The 16,791-nt window shown below is 67.1% G+C and carries 14 protein-coding genes; 7 read left to right on the top strand and 7 right to left on the bottom strand.

Annotated features, from left to right (window positions below):
- Positions 1-46 precede the first annotated feature (46 nt).
- On the bottom strand, positions 47-2,161 hold the full coding sequence (locus tag R3P95_RS00730; RefSeq protein ID WP_373455157.1) for an ATP-dependent DNA helicase UvrD2: 2,115 nt from the start codon (positions 2,159-2,161) through the stop codon (positions 47-49).
- A gap of 116 nt (positions 2,162-2,277) precedes the next feature.
- Here R3P95_RS00730 and R3P95_RS00725 point away from each other — a divergent pair, with 116 nt between their 5' ends.
- Positions 2,278-2,547 carry a mycoredoxin gene (locus R3P95_RS00725; protein ID WP_032398313.1) on the top strand — a complete coding sequence of 90 codons (270 nt, stop codon included), beginning with the start codon at positions 2,278-2,280 and terminating at the stop codon, positions 2,545-2,547.
- 7 nt (positions 2,548-2,554) lie between these two features.
- Here R3P95_RS00725 and nudC read toward each other — a convergent pair whose 3' ends face one another.
- Together nudC and R3P95_RS00715 are read right to left on the bottom strand one after the other, a co-directional pair.
- Positions 2,555-3,457: an NAD(+) diphosphatase gene (gene nudC, locus R3P95_RS00720; RefSeq protein ID WP_149405483.1), complete on the bottom strand. Its 903-nt coding sequence runs from the start codon at positions 3,455-3,457 to the stop codon at positions 2,555-2,557.
- A 24-nt stretch (positions 3,458-3,481) separates the two neighbouring features.
- A complete protein-coding gene (locus R3P95_RS00715; RefSeq protein WP_094670884.1) occupies positions 3,482-4,549 on the bottom strand; it encodes a potassium channel family protein in 1,068 nt (355 codons plus the stop codon).
- Positions 4,550-4,654: 105 nt separating this feature from the next.
- Between R3P95_RS00715 and R3P95_RS00710 the strand changes: the two genes are divergently transcribed.
- Complete coding sequence (locus R3P95_RS00710) at positions 4,655-5,041, top strand: DoxX family protein (RefSeq protein ID WP_094670882.1); 387 nt, start codon at positions 4,655-4,657, stop codon at positions 5,039-5,041.
- On the opposite strand, the gene R3P95_RS00705 is transcribed toward R3P95_RS00710, so the two are convergent.
- The 4 genes from R3P95_RS00705 to R3P95_RS00690 form a co-directional block, all read right to left on the bottom strand.
- Positions 5,004-8,420 (bottom strand): ATP-dependent helicase, encoded by a 3,417-nt coding sequence (locus tag R3P95_RS00705; RefSeq protein ID WP_317547123.1) that lies wholly within the window; start codon positions 8,418-8,420, stop codon positions 5,004-5,006. The two genes, R3P95_RS00710 and R3P95_RS00705, sit on opposite strands and share 38 nt — an antisense overlap.
- Positions 8,417-11,734 (bottom strand): ATP-dependent helicase, encoded by a 3,318-nt coding sequence (locus tag R3P95_RS00700; protein WP_317547122.1) that lies wholly within the window; start codon positions 11,732-11,734, stop codon positions 8,417-8,419. Before R3P95_RS00700 ends, R3P95_RS00705 begins: the two co-directional genes overlap by 4 nt.
- A gap of 63 nt (positions 11,735-11,797) precedes the next feature.
- Positions 11,798-12,442, bottom strand: coding sequence for a response regulator (locus R3P95_RS00695; RefSeq protein ID WP_094670856.1), 645 nt, complete (start codon positions 12,440-12,442; stop codon positions 11,798-11,800).
- Complete coding sequence (locus R3P95_RS00690) at positions 12,439-13,560, bottom strand: histidine kinase (protein ID WP_317547121.1); 1,122 nt, start codon at positions 13,558-13,560, stop codon at positions 12,439-12,441. Before R3P95_RS00690 ends, R3P95_RS00695 begins: the two co-directional genes overlap by 4 nt.
- A 136-nt stretch (positions 13,561-13,696) precedes the next feature.
- Here R3P95_RS00690 and R3P95_RS00685 point away from each other — a divergent pair, with 136 nt between their 5' ends.
- Genes R3P95_RS00685 through R3P95_RS00665 form a run of 5 tightly spaced genes read left to right on the top strand, consistent with a single transcriptional unit; the run spans position 13,697 to position 16,786 of the window.
- Positions 13,697-14,422: an ABC transporter ATP-binding protein gene (locus tag R3P95_RS00685; RefSeq protein WP_317532327.1), complete on the top strand. Its 726-nt coding sequence runs from the start codon at positions 13,697-13,699 to the stop codon at positions 14,420-14,422.
- A gap of 2 nt (positions 14,423-14,424) precedes the next feature.
- On the top strand, positions 14,425-15,201 hold the full coding sequence (locus R3P95_RS00680) for an ABC transporter permease (protein ID WP_317547120.1): 777 nt from the start codon (positions 14,425-14,427) through the stop codon (positions 15,199-15,201).
- A 14-nt stretch (positions 15,202-15,215) separates the two neighbouring features.
- Positions 15,216-16,001, top strand: coding sequence for an alpha/beta hydrolase (locus R3P95_RS00675; RefSeq protein ID WP_317532325.1), 786 nt, complete (start codon positions 15,216-15,218; stop codon positions 15,999-16,001).
- Positions 16,002-16,343: an MGMT family protein gene (locus tag R3P95_RS00670; protein WP_068046009.1), complete on the top strand. Its 342-nt coding sequence runs from the start codon at positions 16,002-16,004 to the stop codon at positions 16,341-16,343. It abuts the gene before it with no gap.
- A complete protein-coding gene (locus R3P95_RS00665) occupies positions 16,340-16,786 on the top strand; it encodes a PaaI family thioesterase (protein ID WP_256989530.1) in 447 nt (148 codons plus the stop codon). Before R3P95_RS00670 ends, R3P95_RS00665 begins: the two co-directional genes overlap by 4 nt.
- Positions 16,787-16,791 lie beyond the last annotated feature (5 nt).

Here is a 16,791-nt window from a genome sequence, read left to right as displayed (position 1 = left end):
AGTTATTTTCTACCTGCGGTTTTACGGAGATTTTCGGACCTCCGCGTCACGTGTCCGAGGCTCGCACCACGGTGAGAACTTCTTCGCCGAACCGTTCCAGCTTCTTGGCCCCGATTCCCGGAATCGCGACCAACCCACGCTCGTCCTGCGGTTGCTGCTCCGCGATGGCCGTCAGCGTGTTGTCGCTGAACACCACGTAGGCGGGCACCTTCAGTTCGCGGGACTTGTCCAATCGCCACGACTTCAGCGCGTCGAGCAGGGCGATGTCGACGTTCGACGGACAACTGTCGCATCGACCCAGCATGGTCGCGGACGTGCCGATCAACGGCTTCCCGCACAACCGGCACTTGGGGCCGGACTTCTTGGCAGCGGGCGCGGCGATACGCGAGGCGGGTGAGTCCTCGGGTATCAGACCGTTGAGAAACCTCGACCGCCGCCGCGATTTGCGTCCACCCTCGTTGCGGGCGAGCGCCCAGGACAGATGCAGGTGGACACGGGCGCGGGTGACACCGACGTAGAGCAGCCTGCGTTCCTCCTCGACGGCCGCCTCGTTGTTGGCACTGGGGTCGTTGCCGATCGCGTGCGAGATCGGCAGAGTGCCGTCGGCGAGACCGACGATGAACACCGCGTCCCACTCGAGCCCCTTCGCCGCATGCAGCGACGCGAGGGTCACGCCCTGGACCGTCGGTGGGTGCCGCGCCTCGGCGCGCGCGGCGAGCTCCCCCAACAACTTCTCGAGGGTCAGTTCCGGATCGTGCACCAGAAGTTCTTCGGTGAGCTGCACCAGACCGCCGAGAGAGGCCCACTTCTCGCGGGCCTGTGCACCGGTCGGCTCGGTTGCCGTGAGGCCGAGCGGGGCCAACACCGCTCGCACCAGAGCCGGCAGTCCCTCGCCCGCCTGTGCGCCGTCGGGCAGATCGTCACGGCCGCCTGCCTGCCGCAACGCGTTGACTCCCTGCCGCACCTCGGGCCTGGTGAAGAACCCCTCGCCGCCACGCACCTGGTAGGGGATCTTCAGCTCGGTCAACGCCTGCTCGTGTGCCTCCGACTGTGCGTTGATGCGGTACAGAATCGCGATCTCGGCCGGCTCGACGCCCTTCGAGATCAATCGCTTGACCGCACGCGCCACACCGTCGGCTTCCGCAGGCTCGTCGTCGTACTCGAAGAACTCCGGCTCGGGCCCCGGCTGACGCTGACCGATCAACTGCAGTCGGGTGCCGGCGATGCGACCGCGAGCGGCACCGATCACGCGATTGGCCAGGGACACCACCTCGGGCGTGGAACGGTAGTCGCGCTCGAGCCGAACCACGGTGGCCTCGGGGTACTTCCGTGAGAAGTCGAGGAGATACCGCGGAGATGCCCCGGTGAAGGAATAGATGGTCTGGTTCGCGTCGCCGACGACGGTGAGATCGTCACGCTCGCCCACCCAGGCGTCGAGCACCCGTTGCTGCAACGGAGTGACGTCCTGGTACTCGTCGACGACGAAGCAGCGGTAGCGCTCACGGAACTCGTCGGCCACCGACGAATGTTCCTCCAGCGCAGCGGCCGTGTGCAGCAGAAGGTCGTCGAAGTCGAGCAACATCCCGTCTCCACCGCGAGACTTGAGCTCCTCGTAACCCGCGTACACGGCGGCGACCTTGGTCGCGTCCATCGGAACGTCACGGCGATTGCTCGCCGCGATGCGCGGATAGTCCTCGGGTGCGATCAGCGATCCCTTGGCCCATTCGATCTCCCCCGCGAGATCTCGGATGGCGTCCGTCGACGTCGACACCCCGGCGCGGTTCGCCGCCTGCGAGACGACGGTGAACTTGCGGTCGAGCAGCTGCCAGCCGGTGTCGCCGACCACCTGCGGCCAGAAGTACTTGAGCTGGCGCATGGCCGCGGCGTGAAACGTACGAGCCTGCACCGGAGGACCGTCTCCCCCGACGCCGAGCTCGCGCAGACGGCCACGCATCTCGCCGGCCGCGCGCGCGGTGAACGTGACCGCCAGCACCTGCCCCGAGGACACATGCCCGGCAGAGACGAGGTGGGCGATACGTCGGGTGATCGTGCGTGTCTTTCCCGTGCCCGCACCGGCCAGAACGCAGACCGGGCCACGGGGAGCCAGTACCGCCGCGGATTGCTCCGGATCGAGTCCGGCGGTCATCGCGTCGTCAGCCATGAGGACCATTGTGTCAGTGCGTACCGACAGTTCCACCCGGGGCCGAACCGGGTGGCCGACGGCCGATGCAGGTGTCGGCCGGAACAATCGCGCCTGCGCTCCTGTTGACTGTTCACGTGACCACTACCGAGAACACCCCGCAGACCCCGGCCGCGCTGACCGTCTACTCCACCACGTGGTGCGGTTACTGCCGCAGGCTCAAGACCCAGCTCGACCAGGCCGGAATCGAGTACGCCGAGATCGACATCGAGCAGAACCCGGAGTCGGCCGACTTCGTCGGCAGCGTCAACAACGGCAACCATGTGGTGCCGACCGTGCTCTTCGCCGACGGCTCGACGGCCACGAACCCCACTCTGGCCGAGGTCAAGCGCGCGCTGTCGCTCTGATCGGACGTCAGGCCGTCGCCGCCCACGCCTCGAGCATTCCCCGTGCGATGGAGATGGAGCCCGGCAGAAGCAACCGGGAGGTCGAATCCGATCCCCAGTCGCCCAGCTCGAGCGCGGCGAGAACTTCTGCCCGATCGAACCAGTGGGCCTCGGCGATCTCGCCGTCCTGAAAGTGCAGCGGTTGCTCCGGGTCGGCGACGGCGGAGAACCCGATCATCACCGATCGCGGAAACGGCCACGGCTGGCTGCCCAGATACTCGATACCGGACACGTCCAGGCCCACTTCTTCTCTGATCTCCCGTGTGACACAGGTTTCCAGCGACTCACCGGCCTCGACGAAGCCCGCGAGCACCGAGAAACGACGCTCGGGCCACGCGGGTGCCCGCGCCAGCAACACTCGGTCGCCGCCGTCGTGAACGAGACAGATCACCGCAGGATCGGTACGCGGGAATTCCTCGTGACCGGTGGACGTGCTCGTTCGCGACCAGCCTGCGCTCGACGGAACGGACGGCGCGCCGTCGAGTGAGCTGAATTGCGCGCTCGCATGCCAATTGAGGATCGCCAGGGCTCCGGTCACCGTCGACAACGCGGCGCTGTCGAGTCGATCGCCGTCGGTGCGCAGGTCTCCGACCGTGCCTGCCACGACCTCCACCCGGCGGGCCCACAGATGCCGATCGCCGTGAATTCCGAGGAACACCGCATCGGCCGTCGGCTCGGTGGCGAGATCCGCGGCAGAGCCGAACACCAGGCCGTTCTCGTCAATCGGGAATCGGCCTCTGCCGTCCACGTTCAGGATGCGAGCAGTCGGCCAACCCGCTGCCAACGCTGCGGTGTCTCGGCGCAGTTCTTCTGCCCTGTTCAGCGGCGATCGGGACAGTCGAGGGGGGTGAGCGAGTTGGAATTTCGGCACGCGCACGACCCTACTTGGCCGTGACTAGTCGCCGACGCGACGGATGTAGAGCAGTCGGTCGGAGGCCTCGACCGCATCGACTTCCGGAGTACCGACTCGGAACAGTTTGCCGCCCCGCACCACCCCGAGAACGATGTCGGTCAGGTGCCGCGGAGACCCGCCCACCTCGTCACGCTCGACTTCGCGCTCGGCGATTGCGAAGCCTGCCTCCGGCGTCAACAGATCCTCGATCATCTCCACGACGGACGGAGTCGACGTGGCGATACCGAGCAGACGTCCCGCGGTCTCGGACGAGACGACAACCGAATCGGCACCGGACTGACGCAGCAGGTGCGTGTTCTCGGCTTCCCTGATGGCTGCGACGATCTTGGCTTTGGGAGCGATCTCTCGGGCGGTCAGAGTCACCAGCACTGCGGTGTCGTCTCGATTGGTCGCCACGATGATCGCCGACGCGTGCTGGGCACCGGTGAGTCTGAGCACGTCGGACTTGGTCGCCGAACCGTGGACCGTGACCAAGCCCATGGCCGATGCGGTGTCGAGCACCATCTGATCGGTGTCGACGACCACGATGTCGGACGCCGACACGCCGTCTCCGAGCATCGCGTCGACTGCGGTACGGCCCTTGGTGCCGAAACCGATGACCACGGTGTGATTGCGCACGCTGCGTCTCCATCGCTGAATTTTGAATGCCTGCCGGGACCGCTCGGTGAGAACCGACAGCGTGGTACCGACCAACAGAATGAGGAATAGGACCCGGAGGGGTGTGATGACCAGGATGTTGACCAGTCGAGCCGACGGGCTCATCGGTGCGATATCGCCGTATCCCGTCGTCGACAGCGACACGGTTGCGTAGTAGAAGGCGTCCAGAAAGGACAATTCACCGTTCTGGTTGTCGCTGTACCCGTCGCGATCGAGATAGACGACGAACGCCGCCAAGAACAGGATGCCCAGCGCCATCAGAACTCGCTTGTAGATGGCGCGCCACGGACTCGATTCCAGTTCGGGTACCCGGAGCACTCCCACGAGGGCGAAGTCGGGCTTGTCGGTCAGCGCGCCGCTGTCACCCAAGCGCGCTCGCAACCTACCTGCCACGTCGCCCGCCGAGGTACTCACCGATGTCGAGATCATTCACGGCACGCAGCGTAACCCCATGCCAGGCTTCCGTGCCGACGACGCTTGGTGTGGCACGGTATGGGCATGACACAGAGATCGAGTCAGGCAGCCGCACTGCGCCTCGCGGGACTGCTCGCCGGAGCCGGAGTTCTGCACTTCGCCACGCCGAAGTTCTTCGATGCCCAGGTACCGACGGCCTTGCCCGGCTCAGCGCGGACCTACACGCAGGTCTCGGGTGTGGCCGAACTCGCCGTGGCCGCAACGCTGGCCGCACCACGGACTCGTCGACTGGGCGGTGCACTCGCGGCCGCGCTGTTCGTCGTGGTCTTCCCCGCCAACATCAACCTCGCGTGGAAGTACGTGCAGAGCCCGAAGACCTCACCTGCTCTCAAAGCAGCGATGATCGCCCGGCTGCCGCTGCAGATTCCGCTGGTCACCGAGGCTCTGAAGGCTCGTCGGAACGCACCGTAGGCTCTGGCTGCTCGGGCCCGGCCCGGCCTTCCAGAAGCTGGGCCAATTCCGTTGCGTCCGGCAGGTTCTCGGGCGAAATGGTGTGACCGCTGCGCACGTAGTGGAACGCTGCGCGCACTCGGTCGAGCGGTACCGGTTCGGCGCGCCCGATGGACATCAGCTCGGCCCACGCCAGCCGGTAGGCCGCGAGCTGCATCGCTACCGCCCGCTGTTCCGACGCCGTCGGCTCTGCGCCCGTCTTCCAGTCGACGACGGTCCAGCCGCCGTCCGCGTCCGCGAACACGGCGTCGATGCGTCCTCGCAGTACCGTTCCCGCCACGGAGGTCTCGAACGGCACCTCCACTTCGACGGGGCTGCGGAGCGACCAGTCCGATTCGAGAAACGCCTGCTGGAGGGTTTCGAGGTCGACGTCGGCCGAGGCTCCGGTGTCGGCCGAGCCCGGCAGTTCGTCGAGATCGAGCAATCGGGTCGCGCCGAAACGGCGCTCGATCCAGGCGTGAAACGCGGTTCCTCTGCGCGCCAACGGGTTCGGCGGAAACGGCAGCGGCCTGCGCAGGCGTGAGGCCAACGCATCGGGGTCCGCCGCGAGGTCGACCAGCTGCGTCACCGACAGGTTGCCGGGAAGAGCCACGTCCACTCCCGCGACCGATCGTGCGGCCCGCTCGGCCAGCAGAGTGTCGACGTCCGCGGCCCAGTTCTCGGGGTCCTCCCGGGTTCGATCCTGGATGCCGTCACGCTCTTCGCTCGGTGTGGCCGAGATATCCGCCAGCGCGCGCAGCACTTCCTGCGCACCGCTCTCGATCGCTCCGCGCCTGGAGCCGAGTGGATCGCGTGGCCAGGACGCGGTGTGCGGCACGGCCCCGAGCGGGTTCGACGCCCCATCCTCCGGGGCTGGTGCCCACTGCTCGATCACCGCGGTGTCGGCGAATTGCTCGATGTGCGTGTGCAACTCGGCGAGAAACTCCGACGGCCCACGCGGCTTCGTGGCGGTCTCGTCCCAGTGATGCGCGGATACCAGCAGCACCCGTTCGGTTCGGGTGAGTGCCACGTAGAACAGTCGGCGATCCTCGGCGAGTCGACGCCTCGCCAGCGCATCCTTGTGACTCTTGACGGCGTCCTCTAGGTCCTTGCGATTGTGGAGTCGGTCGAGTTCGAGGACCGGAACGCCTTCCGAGCCCTCGCCGTCGAGTGCACGGTCACCGCGTAACGACGGCGGCAACTCGGCCATCGCCCCGAGCCAGGTCGAGGATGCGTTCGAGGACGGGAACACGCCCTTCGCCACGTGCGGGACAGCCACCACCTCCCATTCGAGGCCTTTCGCGGAATGGACGGTGAGCACCTGCACACGATGAGGGGCGACGTCGACCTCACCGGGGGCGAGGCCGTCCTCGACCGTCTCCGCAGCGGCCAGGAACGACAGGAATCCGGTGACCGTGGCAGTCGGGTTGTCGGCGTAATCGGCTACCACATGGGCGAATTCGTCGAGATGTTCACGACCGACCGCGCCGTCGGTGCTGATCGGTGTGCGGGCCTGAGCTTCGACGCCGATCCCCATGATCCGTTCTATGTCGCCGACCAATTCCGTCAGCGGCTGACCGATTCGGTCGCGCAGCAGGTGCAGTTCACCTGCCAGGGCGACGATCCGGCGATGCCCCACCTCCGAGTACCGCTCGGCCGGACCGGGATCGGCAATCGCGTCGGCCAGACCGGCCTGCTCCGACTGCTCGCCGGGTAGGGCGTTACCGAGCGCAGCATCGAGTGCCTCCGGGTCGTCGACGCGACCTGCGGTGCCGTAGCCGCCGCGGATCTCGAGTTCTCGGGCGCGCTGCGAGAGTGCCCGCAGATCCGTCGGTCCGATCTGCCACCGAGAGCCGGTGAGGATGCGCATCGCCGAGCCACCGGCAGTGGGGTCGGCTACCAACCGCAGCATCGCGATGATGTCGGCCACCTCGGGAACGTGCAGCAATCCACCGAGCCCCACGACCTCCACCGGCAACCCGCGGCTACGCAGCACCTCCGCGATCGGCTCGGCGTCGGCGTTGCGGCGCACCAGAACCGCGGCGGTGGGCGGCGTGCGATCCTGTTCGAGGGCAGCGCGGTACTCCCCCGCGATCCGGTCGGCGATCCACTCTCTTTCGCCCACAACGGTATCGGTGACGGCCAGTCGGACATCACCGGGAACCGCACCCGGGCGGGCCCGCAGGGTCGGCACCGGCACCCCGACGCGGCGCAGTGGGTCGGTGATCAGGTTGGCCAGCGTCAATGCCTCGGGCGGATTTCGCCAGCTGGTGAGCAGCTCGAGCCGGGGTGCCGGGCTGCCGTCGGCCTTGGGGAAATCGGTGGCGAACCGAGGCAGATTTGCTGCCGATGCGCCGCGCCACCCGTAGATCGACTGCATCGGGTCACCGACGGCGGTCAGGGCCAACTGCGGATCGCTGCCGGAACCGAACAGCGACGACAGCAGGACGCGTTGGGCATGCCCGGTGTCCTGGTACTCGTCGAGCAACACGAGCCGGAATCTCTGCCGTTCGGCGATTCCCACCTCGGCATGCTCGGCGGCGACCCGAGCCGCCATCGACATCTGCGAGCCGAAATCCAGTGCGCCCTCGCGCCGCAGCGTCTGCGCCAGCCGTTCCACCAACGGCAGCAACCCGATTCGTTGATGTTGCGCGTCGAGGATGTTCAGCAACTCCTTTGTGGGGCCACCACGTTGTCGCGGTCCCGGCCCGAGAGTGTGCACCAGCTTCTCCAACTCGACGTGTGCATGGCGCAGATCCTCGGGATCGACCAGATGCTCGGCCAGCTGACCGGAGAGTGCGAGTACGGCCTCGGTCACCGACGTGGGATTGCGGTCGGTGTCCAGGTCGCCGTCCCAGGTGCTGACGACACGGTGGGCCAGCTGCCACAGTTCGGTCTCCGAGAGCAGAGTCGCGGACGGTTCGATCGGCAGCAGCAAGCCGTGCTCGGTGAGCAGTCGGCCCGCGTAGGAGTGGTAGGTGCTCACTTCCGGCTCGGCACCGAGGATTCTCTCGCGCAGTGCCAGGCTGGGGTCGAGTGCGCGCACCAGATCGGATCCGGCCAGCCGAGCCAGCCGAGCTCTGATTCGAGAGGTCAACTGCTGTGCTGCTTTTCGAGTGAAGGTCAGTCCCAGAACCTGGTCGGGGTCGACGAAACCGTTGGCCACCATCCACACCACGCGGGCCGCCATGGTCTCGGTCTTGCCCGCACCTGCCCCCGCGACGACGAGCGTCGGACCGGGCGGCGCTGCGATCACCGCGGCTTGTTCGTCGGTCGGTGGATGCTTCTGCCCGAGCGCCCGGGCGAGCTCGACCGGCGACACCCGTACCGAACCGGTCCGTGTCTTCGTCGATGTCGTCACTGCTCGGTCACCTGCCTTCCCGTCTCGTGTGCAGGGCAACTGGACTTGACCGGGCAGTGCCTGCAGCCGTCGTTGATCCGCGCCTCGAACGTGGGTCCCTGCGTCGCCGATGCGGCCTGATGCACGGTGTCTCGCCACTCCTCGAGTTTCTCCGGCGTCGGCACTTGCTGGACACGCTGCGTTGCCCCGTCCTTGTTGTGGGGCTTGGCCACGAACACCAGCCGCGCTCCGCCGGGCTCGCCCGCAGGCTCGCCCTCGATGGCACCGGCTGCCGCGGCGACCTGGTAGGTGGCCAGCTGATGATGACCCTGGGCATCCTCCTTGGACATCACGGTCTTGGCCGTCTTGACGTCGATGATCACCGGCCGACCGTCCGGATCGTGCTCGAGTCGGTCGATGCGGCCGCGCAACGCCACCGCCGGCTCGTCCTCCGACCGAGCGTCGAGTATGCCGTCGACGCGCACTTCGACTCCGGCCTCGGTGAGCTCGCCTCGACTGCCCTGCAACCAGGTCTCGAAGGTCTCGAGCATCGCCCCGGTTCGGTCGAGTTCGTGCCGTGAGAACCACTGCGATCCGAGGTCCACTGCATCCCAAGCTGTTTCGAGCGCACGCCGGAGTTGCTCCGGCGGTATCCGGCCGGCCACCGCCTGGACGAGAGTGTGTACGAGCGTGCCGGTGACCGCATGGGTGTTGGTGCCGTCGTTGCCGCCGTGACGTTCGAGCATCCACCGCAGCGGACAGGTGGTGAGTTGTTCCACCGTCGACGGCGACAGCGGCACCGGACCGTCGCCGAGCTGCCACAGCGGCGCGTCGGTGCTCGGCCCTGCCACTCCGAACCACTCGTCGGGATGCGCGCCTCGGACACCGGCGTCGGCGAGAGTGGCCAGATGCCGGGCCGCTCGGGCACGCTTGTCCGGATCCTGTTCGGCGACAATCGGATCGCACACCACACTTCGGAGTTCGGCCACCAGCATGGGCAGCGCCAACACTCGGTGCGCGGTCTCCGGCACGGGGGTCCCGGGTGCGAGATCCGACTCGCCTCCGCCGTCGACGCCGCGTAGTTCGTCCACGAATCGCGATCGGACCAGATCCGCATCTCCGGTACTGGAATCGACGGCTGTCACGAGCAAGGTCGATCGAGCGCGACTGCACGCCACCAGAAACAGCGTGCGCTCCTCGGCCAGCAACGGTGCCGACTTCGACAGTCGCCCGTCGAGCGCCGCTGCTGCATCGACCTTCCCGGATACGAGGTCGACCAGGGTGTCGGTGCCCAGCAGGCTGCCACGTGACCGCAGCCCAGGCCACAGGCCTTCCTGTACCCCGGCGACCGCGACGAGCTCCCATTCCCGACCCGCGGCAGAATGCGCGCTCAGCAGCGTCACCGCGTCGGCTCGAACCGTGGCGCGGTGTGAGTTCAGAGTAGGAATCTCCTGCTGCGCAATGTAATCGAGGAATCCACCGATCTGAGCCCGCGGCAACCTGTCGACGTATGCTGCCGCCGCGTCGAACAGCGCCACCACCGCATCCAGGTCGCGGTCGGCCTGGGCACCGGCCGAGCCACCCCAGGCGGACGCGGTGGACCAACGCCGCTCGAGCCCCGATGCCTGCCACGCCGCCCACAGCACGTCCTCGACACCGCGGCCGGTGCGGGCGAGCGCCCGTGCCTTCCGAATGACACCGAGGGCTCGACGCAACGGGGCGGACTCCACATCCGAGAGTCCGCCGATCCACCCGGCGCTCCCCCGAGCGTCGTCGGTGAGTACGACTCTGAGCAGCTCGGCCGAGTCGCGCTCGCCGCCCGATGCGAGTTCGAGCCTGCGCACGCCCCGGCGCAATCGCCGCAGACCCACCGGATCGGCCCCGCCGATCGGCCCGGAGAGCAGCGCGAGTGCATCTTCACCGTCGAAGCTCGGGTCGGAGATCGCACGCAGCACCAGCAGGAGACCCACGGCCCCGTGCTGGCGATGCAGCGGTAGCTCCGAGGTCGGAGTGATCATCGGCACCCCTGCGCCGTGCAGCGCCCGACGCAACGGTGCGAGGGTGCGCGGCACGGACCGCACCACGATCGCCATCTCGGACCACGGCATGCCGTCGATCAGGTGGGCACGACGCATGGCGTCGGCGATGATCGCCGCCTCTTTGGCAGGCGAGGACACGACGTGCACTCGCGCTGCAGGTTCACCGAAGCGTGCGGTGCCCACCGGTTCGGGACAGCGGTGCCGACCGAGCCCGGGCAACCGTCCGGCGATGATGTCGGTCAGCTCTGCGACCTCGGGCACGGACCGGTGATTGCGAGTGAGCATCACGCGACGCGGCGAATCCACCTCGACCAGGTCTGCCACGAAAGAGGGGTCGGCACCGCGAAAGGTGAACACGGCTTGATCGGGATCCCCGGCGACGACGGTGGATTCGGTGTCGGTTCCGATCAGCCGAACCAGCTGTGCCGCTTGCGGATCGAGGTGCTGCGCGTCGTCGACGACGAGGTGCCGGATACGGGCGCGTTCGCTGCGCAGCAATTCGGGATCGGTGGCGAACGCCATGAGCGCTGCACCGATCAGCTCGGCGGCGTCCAGACCCGGTGCCGTGGCTCCGGCCGCTTCCACTCCGACGGCACCGCGCAACAACATGGCCTGCTCGTATCCGGCAGCGAACCTCCCGACGGCAACCCACTCGGGTCGGCCGTGTTTGCGACCCAGTTTGACGAGGTCTTCCGGTCCGATCCCGCGTTCGGCGGACCTGAGCATCATGTCTCGCACCGCAGTCACGAATCCCGCGGTGCCCAGTGCCGGACGCAGCCGCTCCGGCCAGTCTCGAGCTCCGTCCTCGAGATCGCCGCGCAGCATCTCGCGCACCACGGCGTCCTGCTCGGCACCGGTCAGCAATCGCGGCGGCGGATTGCCGTACAGCGAGGCCTGCAGCCGCAGCACCGCGAAGGCGTAGGAGTGCACCGTGCGCACCAACGGTTCACGGGTCGCCCGCAGTGCGTGATCGCCGCTGAAGAGACCAGAGGTGATGACCTCGCGGACGGCGGTTGCCGCCCGTTTGGACTGGGTGAGCACCAGCACCGACTCCGGATCACCGGTGACGATGCGCGAGACGGCGTAATCGGCCACGAGCGATGTCTTACCCGTGCCGGGACCACCCAGGATCTGCCACGGATTCCATCGCGGTGCACCTGTCGCGGCCTCTGCTGCCGAGTCGGGTGTCGAGGACAGCAGCCGCGCTGCCGAGCCGGTCCACTCACGTGCCGGGCGAGCCACCTTGGGCGCACGGACGAGTGTGACCGTCGCGCCGTGTCTGCCGTCCGAGCTCATGACACAGATGCAATCACGAGCCACCGACACATCGGCTGCCGCCCGGACCGATCGCCGGCCCGATCAGTCGAGCAGGCCGTCCCGCAGCGCACGCAGAACTGCGCTCGTTCTGTCGTTCGCACCGAGTTTGAGAATGGCCGACGACATGTGGTTCTTGACGGTTCCCTCGGCCAGATGCAGTGCGTCGGCTATCGATCTGTTGGTGTATCCGCTTGCGACGAGCCGTAGGACGTCGATCTCGCGGGCGGTGAGTGTGTCGGCGACTCCGACGTCGCTCGGGCCGTGTTTCCCTGCCCGAAGAGCGTCCAGCAGTCTCTCGGTGATGGCGGGTTGTGCCAAGGTGCGCCCGGCCGCGAGTTCACGTACGGCACCGCCGAGCCGCTCGAAGGTCACGTCCTTGAGCAGGTATCCCTTCGCGCCCGCACGCAGCGCCCCGAGCACCAACTCGTCGTCGTCGAACGTCGTCAGAACCAAGACCGGAACCCGAATTCCTCTGTCCTGCAAAGCCCGTAGCGTCCACAGTCCGTCGAACCGTGGCATGCGCAGGTCGAGCAACACCACATCGGGAGGATCGAGTTCGATCGACGCGACCGCAGCGGCACCGTCGTCCGCCTCATCGGTCACCTCGATGTCGGGGGCCAGGTCGAGCAGGCTGCGGATACCCTGCCGAACCAGAGTGTGGTCGTCGACGATCAAGACCCTGATCACGGTGCGGGCACCGTCGCATGGACCGCGAACCCGCGATCGACCGAGAACGTGACCGTGCCGCCCAGTCCTTCGATGCGCTCTCGGATTCCTTGCAGCCCGTGCCCCGGCTCGAAATCGGCCGTCGCCCGGCCGTCGTCGCGCACCGAGACCGACAGCGCACCGGTCGAATCCGCGCGTACCTCGATCCACATCTCGTCGGCATTCGCATGACGAATGGTGTTGGTGATCATCTCCTGCACGCAGCGGACCACAGCCACCGCGCGAGCCTCGTCGACCCTGATCTCGGGGTCGACCGTCAGATGCACAACGGGTTCGGGTAGCTGCGCAACCAGACGATCGAGCGACTCCCCCAGCACCGGAGTCCTGGCGCGCACCTCGCCGACCGTCGACCGAACGTCGCCGAGCAGGTCGCGTGCGATGGATTGCGCCCGAAGGACGTGCTCGCGCGCAGGCTCGGAGACCCTGTGAGACGCCACCTCGAGTTCGAGGCTCAGTGCGGTGAGCTGATGACCGAGCACGTCGTGCAACTCTCGTGCGATGCGCAATCGCTCGTCGGCACGGGAGGAATCGTCCAACAACGCACTGGCAGTTCGTAGTTCGGCGTGCGCGACCGCCAGTTCCCGACGCAGCCGAGCCTGTCGCAGCTGTGCGGTCACCGACAACGCACTGGCCACCTGCAGCGCCCCGTAGATCGACGTGATCAGCGCGATCTCCGAGATCCGTCCACCCCGGATCGCAACCGACACCCCCACGCAGCAGGTGTAAACCGCAACGACGACCGCCACCGAGAGACCGGTCACCCGATACACGGCGAACGTCGAGGTGAACACCAGCAGGATGGGCAACCAACCCGCCGTCGGGGCGGTCAGCACCAGAATCGGTGCCAGTACCACCTGTGCGCCGAAGCACGCGCGCACGAGACGATCCGGCAACCGGTCTTCCCACCACATGCCTGCGGTCTGCACGAGCAGAAAGACCACGAACAGCGCAGCCCAGAACCAGCGGGGAACCGCGAGACCGTCGGCGATCGACCGATCGAAGACGACGAGAGCGCCCATCGCGACCGCGAGCGCAGACACGAACGCACCGGCCAGAACGTCGGGTCCGAGGCGTCTCATTCTGTCGACTTTATCGCCCATTTCGTCCGCACACCCCTGCCGAAAGTCACGATCACCATCGGTGACCATCGGCACCTGTGCGCAGGCCACGGCCGATCTAGCGTCGAAATCGAGACCATCGAGAAGGGAGCATCGGATGGCAGCGATCGACGTTCGAGACATCACCCAGCGGTATCGGGGACGGACCGCCGTGGCAGGCGTGCGCCTCACGGTCGCCGAAGGCGAGACGCACGGCCTGCTCGGGCGAAACGGTGCCGGCAAGACGACCCTGGTCGAAACCGTTGCAGGCCTTCGCAGGCCGAGCTCCGGTGCCGTACGAGTTCTTGGACTCGACCCCTTCACCGACCGCGATCGAGTGCGCTCCGTGCTGGGAGTACAGCTGCAGTCCAACGACCTGCACACCGCGCTCACCGTTGCCGAACTGGTCGATCTGTTCGCCTCCTTCCACCGTCGACCTGCCGATGGAGACGCTCTCGTCCGTGCCGTCGGCCTGCACGAGCACCGCCGGGTGCGCTACGAACGGTTGTCGGGAGGCCAGCAACAACGGTTGTCGGTCGTCCTCGCGCTGATCGGTTCCCCTCGGGTGGTCCTGCTCGACGAGCTCACCACCGGACTCGACCCGGATGCACGACGCACCGTGTGGCGACTGATCGAGGACCTCCGCGCAGACGGTGTCACCATCCTGCTGATCAGCCATCACATGGACGAGGTACACCGCCTGTGCGATCGAGTCACCGTCCTCGATCGAGGCTCCGTGGTGGCCACCGGAACACCGGATTCTCTGATCGCCGACGCCGGCCTCGGGGGCGACCACCGAGCCACCCTGGAGGACGCATTCCTGACGCTGACCGAACGGAGCTAGGCATGACCGCACACGAGATCGACGCTGTACCTCGTCCGGGCCTGCGCGCCACCGGCGCACTCGTCCGGGCCGAAATGCGCATGGTCACCCGGGACACGGCAGGTCTGATCGTTCCCATCGCCCTCCCGGTTCTCGTACTGGTGATGAACGGCTCGGGTACTTCGGCGGAGATCGTCGGGCCCGGCACGATCACCGCATTCGATCGGTTCGTACTGCCGCTTGCCCTGACCATGATCATCGCCGTCGTCGGAATCGTGAACATGCCGAGCTTTCTTGCGCTCTATCGCAAGTCCGGCGTACTGAAGCGACTGTCGACGACACCGATCCGACCGACGCAGGTGCTGGCTGCGCAGGTGATCACCAGCGTCGTCCAAGCGACACTCGGAATCGGCATCGCTCTGTCCACGGCTGCGCTGCTCTTCGGAATCACGCCCCCACACAACCCGATCCTGGTTGCGACCGTTCTGGTGCTCGGTGCCGCGGCGATGTACTCGCTGGGGATCGTCGTGGCTGCCATCGCACCCACAGCGAACTCGGCCGTCGCGATCGGCCTGACCCTGTTCCTCGTTCTCGGTGCAGTCGGCGGGCTGTTCGGACCGGTCGCGGATCTGCCCGGTCCGGTTGCGGCCATCGGTGAGGTACTTCCTTTCGGTGCCACCGTCAGTGCGCTGGGATCTGCCTGGGCCGGAACGCCTGTCGACATCGGCGGACCCATCGGACTCGTGGTCGCGGTGATCGCCGGAACCGCCTGCGCGATCCGGTTGTTTCGCTGGTCCTAGCGCGATACGGCATAGTGGTCGACGTGACCGAGTTGAATCTGCACACGTTCGGACCCGCAGACGGTCCCGAAATCCTCGCCGTCCACGGTGTCACCGGACACGGTGCCCGGTGGTGGGACCTCGCCGAGAACCACCTTCCGGAGGCCAGAATTCTGGCACCCGACCTCATCGGCCACGGGCATTCCCCGTCCACACCGCCCTGGGACATCGACGCGCAGGTCACTGCGCTCAAAGCCGTGCTCGACGCCCATGCGCGTGGACCGGTCGTGGTCCTCGGCCACTCGTACGGCGGCGCGTTGGCCGTGCATCTCGCGCAGAGGTTTCCCGAAGCTGTGCGGGCGCTGATTCTGCTCGATCCCGCGATCGCTCTGCCGCCGGAGGAGCTTCTCGAGGTGGCCGAGGCGACCGCGAAATCCCCCGACTACACCGACGTCGACGAGGCGCGCTCGGAGAAGATCCACGGGGCGTGGGCGGACGTGCCCACCGAATTGCTCGACCGTGAGGTCGCCGATCACCTCATCCCCGCCGACGACGGAAAAGTCGCGTGGCGAATGTCGATTCCGGCGATCGTCGCAACGTGGGGAGAGCTCGCACGTCCGATCGTGGTTCCCACCGAGAGTGTCCCGACGATCGTGGTGCGGGCCATGCGCGTCGAACCCCCCTATGTCACAGAGGAATTCCTCTCGGCGCTGCGAGACAAGCTCGGTGACAACCTACGAACGGTCGAACTGGACTGCGATCACATGGTCGGCCAGGCCAAACCGGTCGAGGTCGCCGAGCTGGTGCGATCCCTGCTGTAGATGGCCCCGATCACCGAAGCCCAGGTCGAGAGAGTTCGCGCGTTGGTCGCGTCGATCCCCCCTGGATTCGTGGCCACCTACGGAGACATCGCGGCCGCCGCCGACCTGTCGAGTCCTCGCATCGTCGGATGGATCATGCGCACCGATTCCGCCGACCTGCCCTGGCATCGAGTCCTCGGCGCGAGTGGAAGGCCCGCCCCGCACCTGGCCTCGAGACAGCTGGAGACTCTGCGCAGCGAAGGCGTTCCGAACCACGACGGGCGCGTGCCACTGAGCTCGATTCGATTCGACTTCGGGGCGCTCCCACCGCCACCTCCGCCGACCACTAATCTCGGAGAATGAACATCAGGGACGCACTCGAGCAGTTCGATCCACGCCCCACGGCGAAGTTCGCGCTGTCGAAGGCGAGCAGCTTCGTCGCCTCCGCCGGTCTCGTCGTCGACGAGGTCTCGGGCACCAGGGTGGCCGGGCACATCGAGTTGACGGACGAGCACTTCACGCCCTGGGGGGTCGTCCACGGCGGCGTCTACACCACTGCCGTCGAGAGCGCAGCGAGCATCGGTGCCAGCGAGGCGGTCAAGGATCGCGGTGAATTCGCAGTCGGCGTACACAACGGCACCGACTTTCTCCGCGCTAGCAAGGGCGGCCGCGTCGACGTTGTCGCAGAACCGTTGCAGCAGGGCCGTGTTCAACAACTGTGGCTGGTCACGATCACCGCCTCCGACAGCGGAAAAGTCATAGCACGCGGGCAGGTTCGCCTGCAGAACGTGCCGCTGCCGACATGACGGAG

This window comes from Rhodococcus cercidiphylli, from assembly GCF_033042225.1.
Classification (GTDB): Bacteria; Actinomycetota; Actinomycetes; order Mycobacteriales; family Mycobacteriaceae; genus Rhodococcoides.
The sequence above is the reverse complement of the archived record's forward strand: the minus strand, read 5'-3'. Positions and strand labels throughout refer to the sequence as shown.

What these genes read in the sequence shown, in the direction of transcription:
- R3P95_RS00730 (WP_373455157.1), bottom strand. Translation starts at nt 2,161, where the DNA reads ATGGCTGACGACGCGATGACCGCCGGACTCGATCCGGAGCAATCCGCG.
- R3P95_RS00710 (WP_094670882.1), top strand. Translation starts at nt 4,655, where the DNA reads ATGACACAGAGATCGAGTCAGGCAGCCGCACTGCGCCTCGCGGGACTG.
- R3P95_RS00700 (WP_317547122.1), bottom strand. Translation starts at nt 11,734, where the DNA reads ATGAGCTCGGACGGCAGACACGGCGCGACGGTCACACTCGTCCGTGCG.
- R3P95_RS00690 (WP_317547121.1), bottom strand. Translation starts at nt 13,560, where the DNA reads ATGAGACGCCTCGGACCCGACGTTCTGGCCGGTGCGTTCGTGTCTGCG.
- R3P95_RS00685 (WP_317532327.1), top strand. Translation starts at nt 13,697, where the DNA reads ATGGCAGCGATCGACGTTCGAGACATCACCCAGCGGTATCGGGGACGG.
- R3P95_RS00680 (WP_317547120.1), top strand. Translation starts at nt 14,425, where the DNA reads ATGACCGCACACGAGATCGACGCTGTACCTCGTCCGGGCCTGCGCGCC.
- R3P95_RS00670 (WP_068046009.1), top strand. Translation starts at nt 16,002, where the DNA reads ATGGCCCCGATCACCGAAGCCCAGGTCGAGAGAGTTCGCGCGTTGGTC.
- R3P95_RS00665 (WP_256989530.1), top strand. Translation starts at nt 16,340, where the DNA reads ATGAACATCAGGGACGCACTCGAGCAGTTCGATCCACGCCCCACGGCG.